A 12,960-nucleotide genomic window follows, 5' to 3' on the forward strand; every position below is an offset into this window, starting at 1 on the left:
ATGAGCGGTTTTTTGATGTACGTCATGTTTATTTTGAACAGCACCTTTTCATAAAACATTTGACAATGAAAATCATTATCATTTAAAGTGTACATATAATAATTGAAAATGATTATCATTTAGATGAGGTGACCAATAGATGAAAGCACTAATTGCATTTGCGAGTATGTCTGGCAATACGGAAGACATGGCAGCGATCTTAAAACAAACGCTTGAAGGAAAAGGGATAGAGACAGAGATGATGGAATTTGACGACACAAGTGCAGAAGATCTTTCTTCATACGATTATGTCATGATCGGCTCTTACACATGGGGTGACGGTGATCTCCCTTATGAAGCTGAAGATTTTTATGAAGAGGTCTCAGCACTTGAACTTAGTCACATCAAAGCGGCGGTATTTGGATCAGGCGATTACAGTTATCCGAAGTTTTGCGAGGCTGTTCATACCTTTCATGACATGCTGAAATCGACAGGTGCATCCGTATTTCCTGAAACATTGAAAATGGAACTTGCACCAGATACAGATGAAGATGTGGCGTGCTGTGAGGAGTTTGCAACGAGCTTTTTAACGTGGGCATCATTGTCTGAGAAAAGAGTTGAAAATCATGTTTCATAAAGGTGCGACAGCTGTTGCTGCGTCTAAAAGTGGCGGCTACTTTGTTGCCGTCAAACGAGAAGGTATTTTTCATTACAGTGTGGAGGGCGGATGGCAGCAGCTTTTTAAGCTCAAGCATAAAATCCACGCTATCAGTTATATTGGTCCGTATTTGTTCGGAGTTGGTGAAAATGGAACTGTCATACGATCAGGAGATGAGGGCCACACATGGGCGCTATCATCTTTTCCAACAAATGCAGTTGTTTGGTCTATTACAGGACGCAAAGATGGGTTTGTATGCGCACATGGAAAGCATAGTATTTATGTGTCAACCGATTTCGGAATTTCCTGGGAAATTATGAAGCCGTTTGCTCATGTGAATCAGCCCCCTGTGATTCGTTCATTATGTGTAGCCGGTGATTATCTTTATATTGGAACGCAGATTCATGAGGTGCATGGAGGAATATGGGTGTATGACTTGCAAAGTGAACAGATTTTTCTCCTAAACAGAGAAGAGCACCGAATGACTGCTTCTATGCTGCTTTGCAGGGAACACCTCCTTGTCTGTGCGTTGGGCTCTAAAAAAGGGAAAAGAGGGTCTGTTCAAATTTTAGACTTACATACAAATATGCTGCATGATATTCAATCACAAGCTTTTGCGCGAGAGGAATCATTTTTGGATGTGTCAGAGGATAACGGCATTGTGTACGTGACCACTTCACAGGATGAGTATGGATTTTCTAAAGTGTATCAGCTTGATATAGAGCAAAAAGAGCTCAAATGGTTTGATACGATCAAAGGGCACGGTTTTCGTGTCGCCAATCAAAAGGAGAATTTTTTCTGTGCGGGTTTATATGAAAGTAAGTTTGTCAGGCCTTATGAGGAACCTGCACTGATTCATTAATAAGGAGGAAGAAAAAGTGACGAAAAAAGTTTTATTGGTGTATGCCACAATGTCAGGAAATACAGAAGCAATGGCTGATTTAATCGAAAAAGGATTAAAGGAAGCTGGTGCTAGCGTGGACCGGCATGAAGCGATGGATATTGATGCTGAACTTCTTCATGATTACTCGCACATTCTGTTAGGTGCATATACTTGGGGAGATGGTGATCTTCCAGATGATTTTATTGATCTATATGAAGAAATGGAAGAGCTTGATTTGACGGGTAAAGCATTTGCTGTATTCGGTTCTGGAGATACATCTTATGAACATTTTTGTGGAGCTGTGGATTTAATTGAAGAAAAAGTGAAGGAGCTGGGCGGTGATATCGTCCTACCATCCATCAAAATAGAGCTGAATCCAGAAGGAAACGAGGAAGAGGAATTGATTTCTTTTGGGAGACAATTTGTTCATCTTCACCAGCAAGAAGCGGGATAAAGAGGCCCGCTTGTTTTATTTGCCAAGGCGCAGACAATTCTTTCACTTGTCATTAAAACTCTCCTTTGGTACAGTAATGAAGTATAAATTAAGAGGAGGACATACATACATGAAACAAATGGACGCTAATGAAATTATTTCATTTATTCAAAATAGTACAAAATCAACACCTGTTAAAGTCTACATTAAAGGGGACTTAGAAGGTATTGAATTTGGTGAACATGCAAAAACATTTATCACAGGTAACACTGGTGTTGTCTTCGGTGAGTGGAGCGAAATTCAAGAAGCTCTAGCATCAAACAAAGACAAAATTGAAGATGTTGTCGTGGAAAATGACCGTCGTAACTCTGCGATTCCTATGTTGGATTTGAAAAACATCAAAGCACGTATTGAGCCAGGTGCAATCATTCGTGATCAAGTGGAAATTGGCGATAATGCAGTCATCATGATGGGTGCTTCTATTAATATCGGTTCAGTCATCGGTGAAGGTACGATGATTGATATGAACGTTGTTCTTGGCGGCCGTGCGACAGTAGGTAAGAACTGTCATATCGGTGCGGGATCTGTTCTTGCAGGTGTTATTGAGCCGCCTTCTGCTAAGCCAGTTGTAGTAGAAGATGATGTTGTCATCGGTGCAAACGCTGTTGTTTTAGAAGGTGTGACCATTGGGAAAGGTGCAGTTGTAGCAGCTGGAGCGATCGTTGTGAACGATGTCGAGCCTTACACGGTTGTAGCAGGTACACCTGCAAAGAAAATCAAAGACATTGATGAACAAACAAAAGGTAAAACTGAAATCAAACAAGAACTGCGTCAGCTTTAATTGACACAATTCGCAGCTGAAGACATAGACGTGGATGATATATCCACGTCTTATTCGTATAGAGGAAAGGAAGCGAGTTCACTTGTTAAATCGTGAGCAATTAATATCCATTCGAAGAGATTTGCACCAAATTCCTGAGCTTGGTTTTAAGGAATTTAAAACACAAGCTTACCTCATCAAGCATCTCGAATCGTACCCAACAGATCGAATCGAGATGGAAACATGGCGGACTGGACTTTTTGTGAAAGTAAAAGGGACAAATCCTACGCGCGTCTTTGCGTATCGTGCAGATATGGACGGATTATCTATCCCTGAAGAAACGGGCTACCCATTTCAATCGGTACATGAGGGCCACATGCATGCATGTGGACATGATCTTCATATGACCATTGCTCTTGGTATCATTGATCATTTCGTGCATCAGCCAATCAAAGAAGATCTGCTATTTATTTTCCAACCGGCAGAAGAAGGGCCAGGCGGAGCTGAACCAATGCTTACAAGTGATGTTCTAAAAAAGTGGACGCCAGACTTTATTACAGCGCTGCATATTGCACCTGAATATCCAGTCGGCACGATTGCAACAAAGCCGGGCCTATTATTTGCTAATACGAGTGAGCTTGTGATCGATCTTGAAGGAAAAGGCGGGCATGCCGCATACCCTCATTTAGCAAATGATATGGTGGTGGCTGCAAGTGCACTAGTAGGGCAGCTGCAATCGGTGATTTCACGAAATGTGGACCCTCTTGATAGTGCCGTCATTACAGTTGGCACGATTACAGGTGGCACTGCTCAAAATATCATTGCGCAGCACGCAAAGCTGGATGGAACCATTCGTACGCTCTCGCCAGAGTCTATGGAAAAGGTGAGAAAACGAATTGAAGCACTTGCAAAGGGAATTGAAATTGGCTACGAATGCAAGGCGACAGTTCGATACCCTTCATCTTATTACGAAGTGGACAATTCAAAGGATTTGACAGAGGAATTTATGTCATATGTAGCCGAAGAAGGGCTTGCGAATGTCATTGAATGCAGAGAAGCGATGACAGGAGAAGATTTCGGCTACATGCTGAAAAAATACCCTGGGTTCATGTTTTGGTTAGGGGTAGATTCAGAATATGGTCTGCACCATGCCAAGCTGACTCCTGACGAAAATGCGATTGAAACAGCTGTGAACGTCATGACGGCTTATTTTAAAAAGCAAGCAGGTGAATGAATAATCAAATGGTCTCCTGTACACCTTATGAACAGGAGGTGTTCTTGATTATGACAAGAATTGGTGTAGAACAATCTTTATCCGATGTAGAAGAGCTTTTGAAGCAAAAAGGGTATGATGTCGTACGTATTCAAAATGAACAGCAAATGGATCAGTGTGACTGCTATGTGGTCACAGGACTAGATTCAAATGTTCTTGGCATTTCAGACACAACGACAAAGGCATCTGTCATTACAGCGTCAGGTATGACGGCTGATGAAATTTGTCAAGAAGTAGAACAGCGTGTTCAATAAAACAAACAAAAGAACCAGGATTTTATGATCCTGGTTCTTTTTGCTCTTTTTCTAGATCAAGTGCTTCTTTCATTTTTTTGCGCAGAATTCGTTCGACACGCCATTGCTCCATCGTTTCAGTTTTTGCAATGATACGAAGGACGAGGGATGAGGAGCCAAATGATTCCACTCCAACGACTTGAGGACCTTCGATGATTTGCGGCATGCTCTCACGAACTTCATCACAGGCTGCTTGCAAAGTGGTGATCATCTGATCCACATTTTCATCTGGGGATAATTCGATATCAACGAGTGCCTGCATCGTCCCTCGTGAATGATTGCTTACATTAAGTATACTTCGGTTCGGAATGAAATGAAGAGTGCCATCAAAGCTTCTAAGCTGTGTTGTTCTCAGTCCAATTTGTTCAACGATCCCATCGAAACCAGCAACCGTTATATACTCGCCGACATCAAATTGTTTTTCCAGCAGTATGAAGAAGCCTGTCACAATATCACTCACTAATCCCTGAGCGCCAAAACCAATGGCAAGTCCTACAACACCTGCCCCAGCCAGCAAGGCGGTTGGGTTATAATGAAATAAGTCGAGGATCATCACAACTAGAATAAAAATCAGCAAGTAGGCGAAAATATTTAAGGTAAGACTTTGCAGCGTTTGAGCTCGTGATAAAGAGACATCGTGCTTCTCAGAGAATGCTGAATAGGCACGCTTAATCATCTTGTTTCCAATCGCTCTGATGATAAAATAAATCACAAAAATAGCGATTAGTTTTAACAAAATTATACTGCTGTTCATGATGATGGAAACCCAATCTACTTGTTCAAGTGCTTTCATGATCTTCAAAACCTTTCTATGTATGTGCGAAATGAGAAGCTAATCATTTGTTCCCTTATGCAAGTCATGTTAAACTTTTAATAGTTGGAGCTAGAGATTGTGACAAATCGTTAATTAAATTTATTATTAATTAATATTGACTAAAAATCGCTTAAGTATTATAATTATATTTGTGAAGTTATTAACTAAATGAGAATTTAACCTATTGATTCTCATTTTATATACAGCTAAGAAGTCTGTATAAAGATATTATTTTTGGAGGGATTTACATATGGCAGAGCGTTTTGTAGGAAAACAAGCTCCACGTTTTGAAATGGAAGCAGTACTTGCTAATAAGGAATTTGGTAAAGTGAGTTTAGAGGAAAACATCAAGAATGACAAATGGACAGTTCTTTTCTTCTATCCAATGGATTTCACTTTTGTTTGTCCAACTGAAATTACAGCAATGAGCGATCGTTATGATGAGTTTGAAGATTTAGATGCTGAAATCATTGGTGTATCTACTGATACAATCCATACGCATCTTGCTTGGATCAACACAGATCGTAAAGACAATGGTCTTGGAGAATTAAAATATCCACTAGCTGCTGACACAAACCACACAGTATCTAGAGAATACGGTGTTTTAATTGAAGAAGAAGGAATTGCACTTCGTGGTCTATTCATCATTAACCCAGAAGGCGAACTTCAATATCAAACAGTATTCCACAACAATATCGGTCGTGATGTAGATGAGACACTACGTGTTCTTCAAGCATTACAAACTGGTGGACTTTGCCCAGCGAACTGGAAGCCTGGTCAAAAAACACTTTAATTGATAGTTGAAGAAACAGTCTAACTGATGTTAGACCTTCAGATTGTTGACAAAGGGCTAAAATGTTGTTTATTTTAGCCCTTTGTCTTCTTTTCAGCGTGATAGAAAACCTTTGCAGCCCTAGGAAGGACGAGTACTGGCGCGAAGCGAATGTGACATTCGTGAGCACCAGCACGCAGGACTGACAAAGAATGCGAGGGTTTGTCTACATGCTGGGGTCTAACTGATGTTAGACCTTTTTGTTTCGAGACATACAATGGATGGAGGCGCTTCAAAATGAAATTACGTCAACCAATGCCAGAACTAACTGGTGCAAAAGAATGGTTAAATGGAGAAGTAACAAGAGAAGAATTAATTGGTGATAAACCAACATTGATCCACTTCTGGTCAGTTAGCTGTCACCTTTGTAAAGAGGCGATGCCGCAAGTGAACCAATTCCGTGATGAATACAAGGATCAACTAAACGTGATCGCAGTTCACATGCCACGTTCAGAGGATGACCTAGATCTAGAAAAAATCAAAGAGGTTGCAAATGAGCATGAAATCACACAGCCAATCTTTGTAGACAGCGACCATAAATTAACAGAAGCCTTTGAGAACGAATATGTACCAGCTTACTATGTATTCGATAAAACAGGTGCTTTACGCCACTTCCAAGCTGGCGGAAGCGGTATGAAAATGCTTGAAAAACGTGTCAATCGAGTTCTTTCTGAGTCTGAAAAGGCTGCAGAATAGGCTTTCCCCCCCATGAATGGGGGTTTTTTCATGGGGAAAAATAGGAGACATATTGCACTGGATGAATATGATTGTAGGTGGAATGCCTAAGAAAAGAGAAAATGAGGGATTTCATTAAAAAAATTTCCTGAAACAAAAAGGTATTATGACCTATTTACATTTTTATTTTGAAATGAAAATGTAAAGATTTTAACTTTTTACTATTCAGAACGTTTTTGCACAAAAGAAATTTCAGTTTGGTAAATAACTATATAAATCAAGTAGTATAAGCATTTATTCAAAATTTTTACAATATTTTAAAGGTGGTCAAAAGCCTATAGTGGCAATGAAATGGGTGCCGATTTTTCTTCTTTGGCAAAATTTTAGTTGGAAATACCTATCTGATAACAAACTGTAAAATGATAAAAAAATAGTTGATAAAATTAGTTTTCTAATCTAATATTTACTATAGAATATTTTTTATATGATGAGGGGGAAATCCATTGTTTAATGAGAGGGAAGCGTTACGTTTACGATTGGAACAATTAAATGAAGCAGAAGTAAAGGTCATCCGTGAATATCAAATTGAACGAGATGCGATTTACGCAAAACTAAGAGAATTAGACCGTCAAGGTACAGGTCTCGTCACAGATACAAAAAAAGAAGTGCGTACAGAGAGAAAAACAGATTCACTGCCTGTATTAGCTGAGCTGGCTGCACAAGAAATGAGAAGCTACAATCAGCCTGCGCAAACGCAGTCAAACGTTACATCATCTTTAGGAACAGGTCAGCTAAATGGTGCACCTGTAGGTATTCCTGAAGGATCTACAAGACGCAGAAGAGGCACAGCTAGACCTGGATCAAAGGCAGCTAAGCTTCGTGAAGCTGCAATCAAAACATTAAAGCGTCATAATGCGGCGATTAAAAGCTCTGAACTTCAAAAAGAGATTGAAAAAGAGAGCGGTCTTGAAATTCCAAATATGACAACGTTTATGCAAAGCTTAATTAAAATGTACCCAGAAGTGAAGAAACCTTATCGCGGACAGTATATTTTAGAAGGCGACATTCAAACAGAAGACGAATAAATAAAAAAGAAACTGCTGGGCTTAAATGCCAGCAGTTTTTTCTTGCGTACGTGATGAACTGATCACTTTTTTTGATCAACTGTATAGACAATCTTTCGTTCTTTGGGCATGTTGTCGCGCTGTTTTTTAAATCCATCGATCTTCACTGTCATGACCTCTCCACTCCGCTGCACAGCATCGACTTTTGCCTGGAGCGTTTCTACTTGTTCGTTTAGTTTCTTCAAAATCGGTCCTATTTCTTCGGTTGTTTGCAAAATAGGGTCTTGTGAGAACGGCTCGGCATTTGTTTGGGCTGACTGGTCGATATCAGCAAAATGAGAAGCGATCCATTCCTCGCTTTCGGCTAACTGTTTTTGGTAGCTCGTGAGCGTTTCATAAAAAATGGATTCTTTTGCTTTTTCGATTTGCAGTAATTTTTCTTGTGTTTCATAAAAACGCTCCTGTAGATGCCGGACGCCTTCTTGTAATAAATGTAGCTCTGCGTTTTTATCGCCTAGAGTTTGCTGCAGTTTTTCAATCACCACGGATAAAGTATTTCCTTTTTTCTCCTCTTTTGCAAGCTGTTTATCTTGGTCTAGTAATCGCTCCTGTAGTTGCTGAGACATTTCCTTATATTTTACAACCTTCAAATGCAATCGGTGCTTTTCCTCTGTTTCTTTTCGTCTATGATAGGTTTCCTTTTGCAGCATTTCATGAAGAAGGACGATTTTATGTAATAATTCCGATTTGCTATAAGAGAGATCCTGTATTTTAGATGATGCTTCGTCTTGGTCAATGGTCATTTCATCCAATTGTTGTTTTAATTGAGTGAAATCCTTTTTCATCTCATGATATTCTTGAGATAGCTTCTTGTTTTTAGCATAAGTATATGTGGACTGTAAATCTGAAATCATCTGTTGATATTTGGCCGTTTCAGCTTTTAAAAATAGATTTTCTTGAGACAGATCATGGAATAGGGGAGAAGCATGGCGCCGGTTCATAGGTAGACCCTCCTTATTCATGTTATCAATAAAGTATGCGAAATGAGTGCGATTAGAACAACCATATCAAAGGGGATGAGATGATGAGAATAGTGAATGTGATACTAGCCGGAGGTGCTTCTAGGCGTTTTGGAGAGCCAAAGGCAAGTCATGTCTATCAGGGGAAACCACTATATGAACATGTGAAAGAGCAACTTTTGAAAGGGGAAACCATCATCATCAGTCACCCGAAGCTTCTGCCTTTTTTCAAAGCGAGAGGGGAACAAGCTGTTTGGTTAGATGATGAACAGATGCGTGGGTATGGCCCGCTTGCAGGCATATATACCGCTATGCAAAAGCAAGAAGCAGAGTGGTATTTAGTGACGGCATGTGATATGCCATTCATACGAAAAGAGACAGCCGTCGCTTTATCTTCTTATTGCCATGAGCATGTAGATGCTGTGGTCCCGATGGTGCAGGAAAGATTACAGCCGTTATTTGCGCTTTATCACCGCCGCAGTCTTCCGTTTATTTATGCGTGCTTAAAAGAGAATCAATTAGCTATTAAAGACTTATTACAAAAACTTCACGTCCAGGTTGTTCCAGCCGACGAACTGAACGTGGCACCAAATGAATTTCACAATATCAATAAAAGAAGCGATTTACCTGAAAACGGTATGATATGATACATAAAAACGAGGAGGAGAGAACAATATTGAACGAGCGATATTCAAGGCAAATCTTGTTCCCTCCGGTAGGGGAAAAAGGGCAGTCTGCGCTTGCCGAAAGTCATGTCCTTATTGTTGGAGCTGGTGCACTTGGAACAGCGTCTGCTGAAGGGCTTGTCCGTTCAGGAATTGGTACTTTGACGATTGTAGATCGTGATTATGTCGAATTCTCAAATTTACAGCGGCAGCAGCTGTACACTGAACACGATGCAAAGATGCATGTGCCAAAAGCGGCAGCAGCTAAAAAACGTCTCCAAGAGATCAACCATGAAGTGACCATTCACGCTCTTATTGAAGATGCAGGAGTAGAGCTGTTAAGACCTTTATTCCGAAAAGCAAATATCGTCATTGATGCGACTGATAATTTTGAGACAAGAATGGTGATGAATGACTTATCTTTAGAAACAAATACGCCTTGGATTTACGGTGCCTGTGTGAGCAGTCAGGGAATGTATATGACCATTTTGCCGGGCAAAACACCTTGCTTATCCTGTGTGTTTACCTCAATGCCTGTTGGGGGGTTGACATGTGATACAGCTGGTATTATTTCTCCTGCTGTCCAAATGGTGTCGGCTTATCAGCAAACAGAGGCATTAAAATATTTAACAGGGCATGAAGAGCAAATGGAGCGAAAGTTTGTCACGTTTGATTTGTGGCAGTCGTCTTCGTTTAAAATGGATGTATCTCGTACGAAGCAGGAGAGCTGTCCTTCTTGCGGCACAAATAGAACGTATCCATATTTACAGGAACAGCGCAAAAAAACAGCGGTTCTTTGCGGACGTGACACCGTTCAAATCATATCGAAGGATTTAGAAAACCTTTCATTTCAGCATGTAAAAGAGCGTCTGTCCTCTATTTGTGAGGTGGAAGTGAACGATTTTTTAATTCATATACGCTATGAAAGACACCGTATCGTTTGTTTTAAAGGAGGACGTGTATTAATCCATGGGACAAATGATGAAAAAGTAGCCAATTCATTACTAGCAAGACTGCTAGGCATATAGGAGTGAGAAGTGATGGAAAGACGACAGCCAATTCCAGTAGAAGAGGCAGTAAAGAAAGTCTACCAATTTCAAAAACATGGACAAGTCGAATGGGTTCCTTTAAAGAACAGCCTTGGAAGATGGATTGCAGAGGATATTTTAGCAGATCACGATGTTCCTGCCTTTGATCGTTCTCCGTATGATGGTTTTGCACTTCGAGCAGAAGATACAAAGGATGCATCGAGCGAGCATCCGGTTGAATTTGAGGTCATTGATCATATAGGGGCAGGTATTGTTTCTGCAAAAACGATCGGTCCTTTTCAAGCGATTCGCATCATGACAGGAGCGAAGATTCCAAAAGGAGCAAATGTTGTGATCATGCTCGAATTGACGAAAACGTTTGAAAAAGACGGTAAATCAATGATGTCACTTAAAAGACCTCTGAAAAAGGGTGACAATATTTCTCGCCAAGGAGAAGAGACCCTCAAAGGGAACGTCATGATCAAAAAAGGCTCAAAAGTAACCCCAGGCGTGACGGCGATATTGGCAACGTTCGGGTATGCGGTTGTGCCGGTCGTCAAAAAACCGGTCATCGGTATCATCTCAACAGGCACCGAGCTCCTACAAGTAAGTGATGCCATGGTGGACGGTAAAATTAGAAATAGTAACCTGAGTATGGTCTACGCCCAGGTTCTTGAAGCTGGAGGAGAACCGCTTGATTTAGGCGGTGTATCCGATGATTTTGATCAAAGCTATGAAGCCGTAAAAGCAGCCTTAAGCAAAGTTGATATGCTCATCACAACAGGTGGTGTATCGGTAGGTGATTTTGACTTTTTACCTGCTATTTATGAAAAACTAGGTGCAGATGTGTTGTTTAATAAAGTCGCCATGAGACCTGGAAGTGTGACGACCGTTGCTGCGTTGCCAAATGGTCAATTGCTTTATGGGCTGTCAGGAAATCCAGCTGCCTGTTTTGTTGGCTTTGAACTATTTGTCAAACCGATCATTTATAAATGGTGTTTGAAAGAAAATCCATTTCCCGTTTTTACTGAGGCGAAGCTGACACATGATTTTCCAAAAGCCAATCCGTTCACACGATTTGTTAGAGCATCACTTGATTTTACTGGCAGTCAGCTAAGTGTGACGCCAACAGGTCTTGATAAATCTAGTGCGGTGACATCTATTGCTCATGCTGATTGTTTCATTGTATTGCCCGGAGGAACAAGAGGGTTTAGTGCAGGTGACCAGGTCAGCGTTCTGCTATTTCACCACGAAGGCGGTGCTCCATGTTGGATGACAAATTAAACATTCTACAAGTCGTGGGGTATCAAAATAGTGGTAAAACGACGCTGATCGAAAAATTATGTCAGCTGGCGGATGAAGAAGAAATGAAGCTAGGCTGCTTCAAACATCACGGACATGGTGGAAAGCCAGACCGTCTGTTCAAACAAAAAGATACGGATCGATATGTTCAAGCGGGTGCATTTGCCGCAGGTGTGGAGGGAGAAGGTGAATGTCACTTTTTCATACGGCACATGACATTCGTGCAACTACTCAACATGTGTCAGCATCTTCCTTTAGATGCCGTCTTGATCGAAGGATACAAACAGGCGCCTTACCGCAAAATCCTGTGTGTCAAAGACGAACAGGAACTCATTGATCTTTCAACACTTTCTCATATACAAGCAGCCATTTATTTCAATAAAGAAATACAATTCACTGAGAAATACCCGTTTCCTGTGTTTTCAGCATTTGATAAGCGCGGGATCACATTTGCTTTTAATTTATTGAAGGGGGAAGCCTCGTATGAATGAACTTTTTAAGATCACAAAAGAGCCAATTGATGTGAATGAATTGATTCAGCATGTCACAAGACGCAAAGCGGGAGCCATTACGACATTCATAGGCACGGTAAGAGAATGGACAAATGGCAAAAAAACGCTGCGTTTAACATATGAAGCATACATACCAATGGCGGAAAATATGTTGAGTCAAATTGGACAAGAAATTAAAAAACGCTGGCCCGATACAGAAGCTGCTATTGTGCATCGTATTGGCACTCTTGAGATATGTGACATTGCAGTGGCAATAGCTGTTTCATCACCTCATCGGAAAGCTGCATACGAAGCCAATGAATATGCGATTGAACGAATAAAGGAAATCGTTCCTATTTGGAAAAAGGAATACTGGGAAGATGGAGAGGCTTGGATAGGTGATCAGCTTGAAACCGTTTCATACCCGGAAGGAAAACCTAGTACTCTCCAACTTAACGAGAAAGAAGGGAAGCGGCATGATTAGCGTATTATTGTTCGCCGGCCTTGCTGAGAAGGCCGGTAAACAACAAATCATCATTCAAAAAGATCAAACAACGGTTGATGAGATTAAAATAGAATTACAGGAGGTATATGGAGTTGATACTGCACAAAACGTGATGGTTGCAGTCAACGAAATATATACGAGGGGAAATGCTGAAGTGCGTAGCGGGGACACTGTTGCACTCATTCCTCCTGTAAGTGGTGGATAATAGATATTAGAGGATTTGGTT

General features: G+C 40.7%; 17 protein-coding genes. 15 read left to right on the forward strand and 2 right to left on the reverse strand.

Annotation, left to right across the window (positions count from 1 at the left end):
* Positions 1–139: 139 nt before the first annotated feature.
* From NST73_RS07150 to NST73_RS07175, 6 genes are all read left to right on the forward strand, one after another.
* Positions 140–616, forward strand: a complete 477-nt coding sequence (locus NST73_RS07150) for a flavodoxin (RefSeq protein ID WP_008347992.1) — start codon at positions 140–142, stop codon at positions 614–616.
* On the forward strand, positions 606–1,499 hold the full coding sequence (locus tag NST73_RS07155) for an exo-alpha-sialidase (protein ID WP_342499490.1): 894 nt from the start codon (positions 606–608) through the stop codon (positions 1,497–1,499). The genes NST73_RS07150 and NST73_RS07155 overlap by 11 nt, the downstream gene beginning before the upstream one ends.
* A gap of 16 nt (positions 1,500–1,515) precedes the next feature.
* Positions 1,516–1,974, forward strand: coding sequence for a flavodoxin (locus NST73_RS07160; protein WP_008347989.1), 459 nt, complete (start codon positions 1,516–1,518; stop codon positions 1,972–1,974).
* 109 nt (positions 1,975–2,083) lie between these two features.
* Complete coding sequence (gene dapD, locus NST73_RS07165; RefSeq protein ID WP_058337403.1) at positions 2,084–2,794, forward strand: 2,3,4,5-tetrahydropyridine-2,6-dicarboxylate N-acetyltransferase; 711 nt, start codon at positions 2,084–2,086, stop codon at positions 2,792–2,794.
* 34 nt (positions 2,795–2,828) lie between these two features.
* Positions 2,829–4,007, forward strand: coding sequence for an N-acetyldiaminopimelate deacetylase (locus NST73_RS07170; protein ID WP_046527697.1), 1,179 nt, complete (start codon positions 2,829–2,831; stop codon positions 4,005–4,007).
* Positions 4,008–4,057: 50 nt separating this feature from the next.
* A complete protein-coding gene (locus tag NST73_RS07175; RefSeq protein ID WP_024424725.1) occupies positions 4,058–4,300 on the forward strand; it encodes a YkuS family protein in 243 nt (80 codons plus the stop codon).
* A gap of 22 nt (positions 4,301–4,322) precedes the next feature.
* Here NST73_RS07175 and NST73_RS07180 read toward each other — a convergent pair whose 3' ends face one another.
* The gene (locus NST73_RS07180; RefSeq protein ID WP_058337402.1) at positions 4,323–5,132 is read right to left on the reverse strand and encodes a mechanosensitive ion channel family protein; all 810 of its coding nucleotides are present in this window, start codon (positions 5,130–5,132) and stop codon (positions 4,323–4,325) included.
* Positions 5,133–5,403: 271 nt separating this feature from the next.
* On the opposite strand from NST73_RS07180, the gene ahpA reads away from it, so the two are divergent.
* From ahpA to NST73_RS07195, 3 genes are all read left to right on the forward strand, one after another.
* Positions 5,404–5,946, forward strand: coding sequence for a biofilm-specific peroxidase AhpA (ahpA, locus tag NST73_RS07185; protein WP_007498654.1), 543 nt, complete (start codon positions 5,404–5,406; stop codon positions 5,944–5,946).
* A gap of 276 nt (positions 5,947–6,222) precedes the next feature.
* Positions 6,223–6,681, forward strand: coding sequence for a TlpA disulfide reductase family protein (locus NST73_RS07190; RefSeq protein WP_008345174.1), 459 nt, complete (start codon positions 6,223–6,225; stop codon positions 6,679–6,681).
* Positions 6,682–7,163: 482 nt separating this feature from the next.
* Positions 7,164–7,745 carry a hypothetical protein gene (locus tag NST73_RS07195; RefSeq protein ID WP_007498648.1) on the forward strand — a complete coding sequence of 194 codons (582 nt, stop codon included), beginning with the start codon at positions 7,164–7,166 and terminating at the stop codon, positions 7,743–7,745.
* Positions 7,746–7,807: 62 nt separating this feature from the next.
* Here the strand turns inward: NST73_RS07195 and NST73_RS07200 are convergent, their stop codons facing one another.
* Complete coding sequence (locus NST73_RS07200; protein WP_342499491.1) at positions 7,808–8,725, reverse strand: sigmaE regulated sporulation protein; 918 nt, start codon at positions 8,723–8,725, stop codon at positions 7,808–7,810.
* 83 nt (positions 8,726–8,808) lie between these two features.
* Here NST73_RS07200 and NST73_RS07205 point away from each other — a divergent pair, with 83 nt between their 5' ends.
* Genes NST73_RS07205 through moaD form a run of 6 tightly spaced genes read left to right on the forward strand, consistent with a single transcriptional unit; the run spans position 8,809 to position 12,939 of the window.
* Positions 8,809–9,390 carry a molybdenum cofactor guanylyltransferase gene (locus NST73_RS07205; protein WP_208755865.1) on the forward strand — a complete coding sequence of 194 codons (582 nt, stop codon included), beginning with the start codon at positions 8,809–8,811 and terminating at the stop codon, positions 9,388–9,390.
* Between the two features lie 29 nt (positions 9,391–9,419).
* A complete protein-coding gene (locus NST73_RS07210) occupies positions 9,420–10,436 on the forward strand; it encodes a thiazole biosynthesis adenylyltransferase ThiF (protein ID WP_113766986.1) in 1,017 nt (338 codons plus the stop codon).
* Between the two features lie 9 nt (positions 10,437–10,445).
* Positions 10,446–11,720: a gephyrin-like molybdotransferase Glp gene (gene glp, locus NST73_RS07215; protein WP_342499492.1), complete on the forward strand. Its 1,275-nt coding sequence runs from the start codon at positions 10,446–10,448 to the stop codon at positions 11,718–11,720.
* Positions 11,702–12,229 carry a molybdopterin-guanine dinucleotide biosynthesis protein B gene (gene mobB, locus NST73_RS07220; RefSeq protein ID WP_144678859.1) on the forward strand — a complete coding sequence of 176 codons (528 nt, stop codon included), beginning with the start codon at positions 11,702–11,704 and terminating at the stop codon, positions 12,227–12,229. Before glp ends, mobB begins: the two co-directional genes overlap by 19 nt.
* Entirely contained in the window at positions 12,222–12,713 is a 492-nt protein-coding gene (locus tag NST73_RS07225) for a molybdenum cofactor biosynthesis protein MoaE (RefSeq protein WP_008345161.1), read from the forward strand. Before mobB ends, NST73_RS07225 begins: the two co-directional genes overlap by 8 nt.
* Positions 12,706–12,939, forward strand: a complete 234-nt coding sequence (gene moaD / locus NST73_RS07230) for a molybdopterin converting factor subunit 1 (RefSeq protein WP_008345159.1) — start codon at positions 12,706–12,708, stop codon at positions 12,937–12,939. Before NST73_RS07225 ends, moaD begins: the two co-directional genes overlap by 8 nt.
* Positions 12,940–12,960 lie beyond the last annotated feature (21 nt).

The sequence above is a fragment of the Bacillus sp. FSL W7-1034 genome, assembly GCF_038593365.1.
Lineage (GTDB): Bacteria > Bacillota > Bacilli > Bacillales > Bacillaceae > Bacillus > Bacillus altitudinis.

Coding starts and splice junctions, on each gene's coding strand:
- NST73_RS07150 (WP_008347992.1), top strand. CDS start 140: ATGAAAGCACTAATTGCATTTGCGAGTATGTCTGGCAATACGGAAGAC.
- NST73_RS07155 (WP_342499490.1), top strand. CDS start 606: ATGTTTCATAAAGGTGCGACAGCTGTTGCTGCGTCTAAAAGTGGCGGC.
- dapD (WP_058337403.1), top strand. CDS start 2,084: ATGAAACAAATGGACGCTAATGAAATTATTTCATTTATTCAAAATAGT.
- NST73_RS07170 (WP_046527697.1), top strand. CDS start 2,829: ATGATATATCCACGTCTTATTCGTATAGAGGAAAGGAAGCGAGTTCAC.
- NST73_RS07175 (WP_024424725.1), top strand. CDS start 4,058: ATGACAAGAATTGGTGTAGAACAATCTTTATCCGATGTAGAAGAGCTT.
- NST73_RS07180 (WP_058337402.1), bottom strand. CDS start 5,132: ATGAAAGCACTTGAACAAGTAGATTGGGTTTCCATCATCATGAACAGC.
- ahpA (WP_007498654.1), top strand. CDS start 5,404: ATGGCAGAGCGTTTTGTAGGAAAACAAGCTCCACGTTTTGAAATGGAA.
- NST73_RS07190 (WP_008345174.1), top strand. CDS start 6,223: ATGAAATTACGTCAACCAATGCCAGAACTAACTGGTGCAAAAGAATGG.
- NST73_RS07200 (WP_342499491.1), bottom strand. CDS start 8,725: ATGAACCGGCGCCATGCTTCTCCCCTATTCCATGATCTGTCTCAAGAA.
- NST73_RS07205 (WP_208755865.1), top strand. CDS start 8,809: ATGAGAATAGTGAATGTGATACTAGCCGGAGGTGCTTCTAGGCGTTTT.
- mobB (WP_144678859.1), top strand. CDS start 11,702: ATGTTGGATGACAAATTAAACATTCTACAAGTCGTGGGGTATCAAAAT.
- NST73_RS07225 (WP_008345161.1), top strand. CDS start 12,222: ATGAATGAACTTTTTAAGATCACAAAAGAGCCAATTGATGTGAATGAA.
- moaD (WP_008345159.1), top strand. CDS start 12,706: ATGATTAGCGTATTATTGTTCGCCGGCCTTGCTGAGAAGGCCGGTAAA.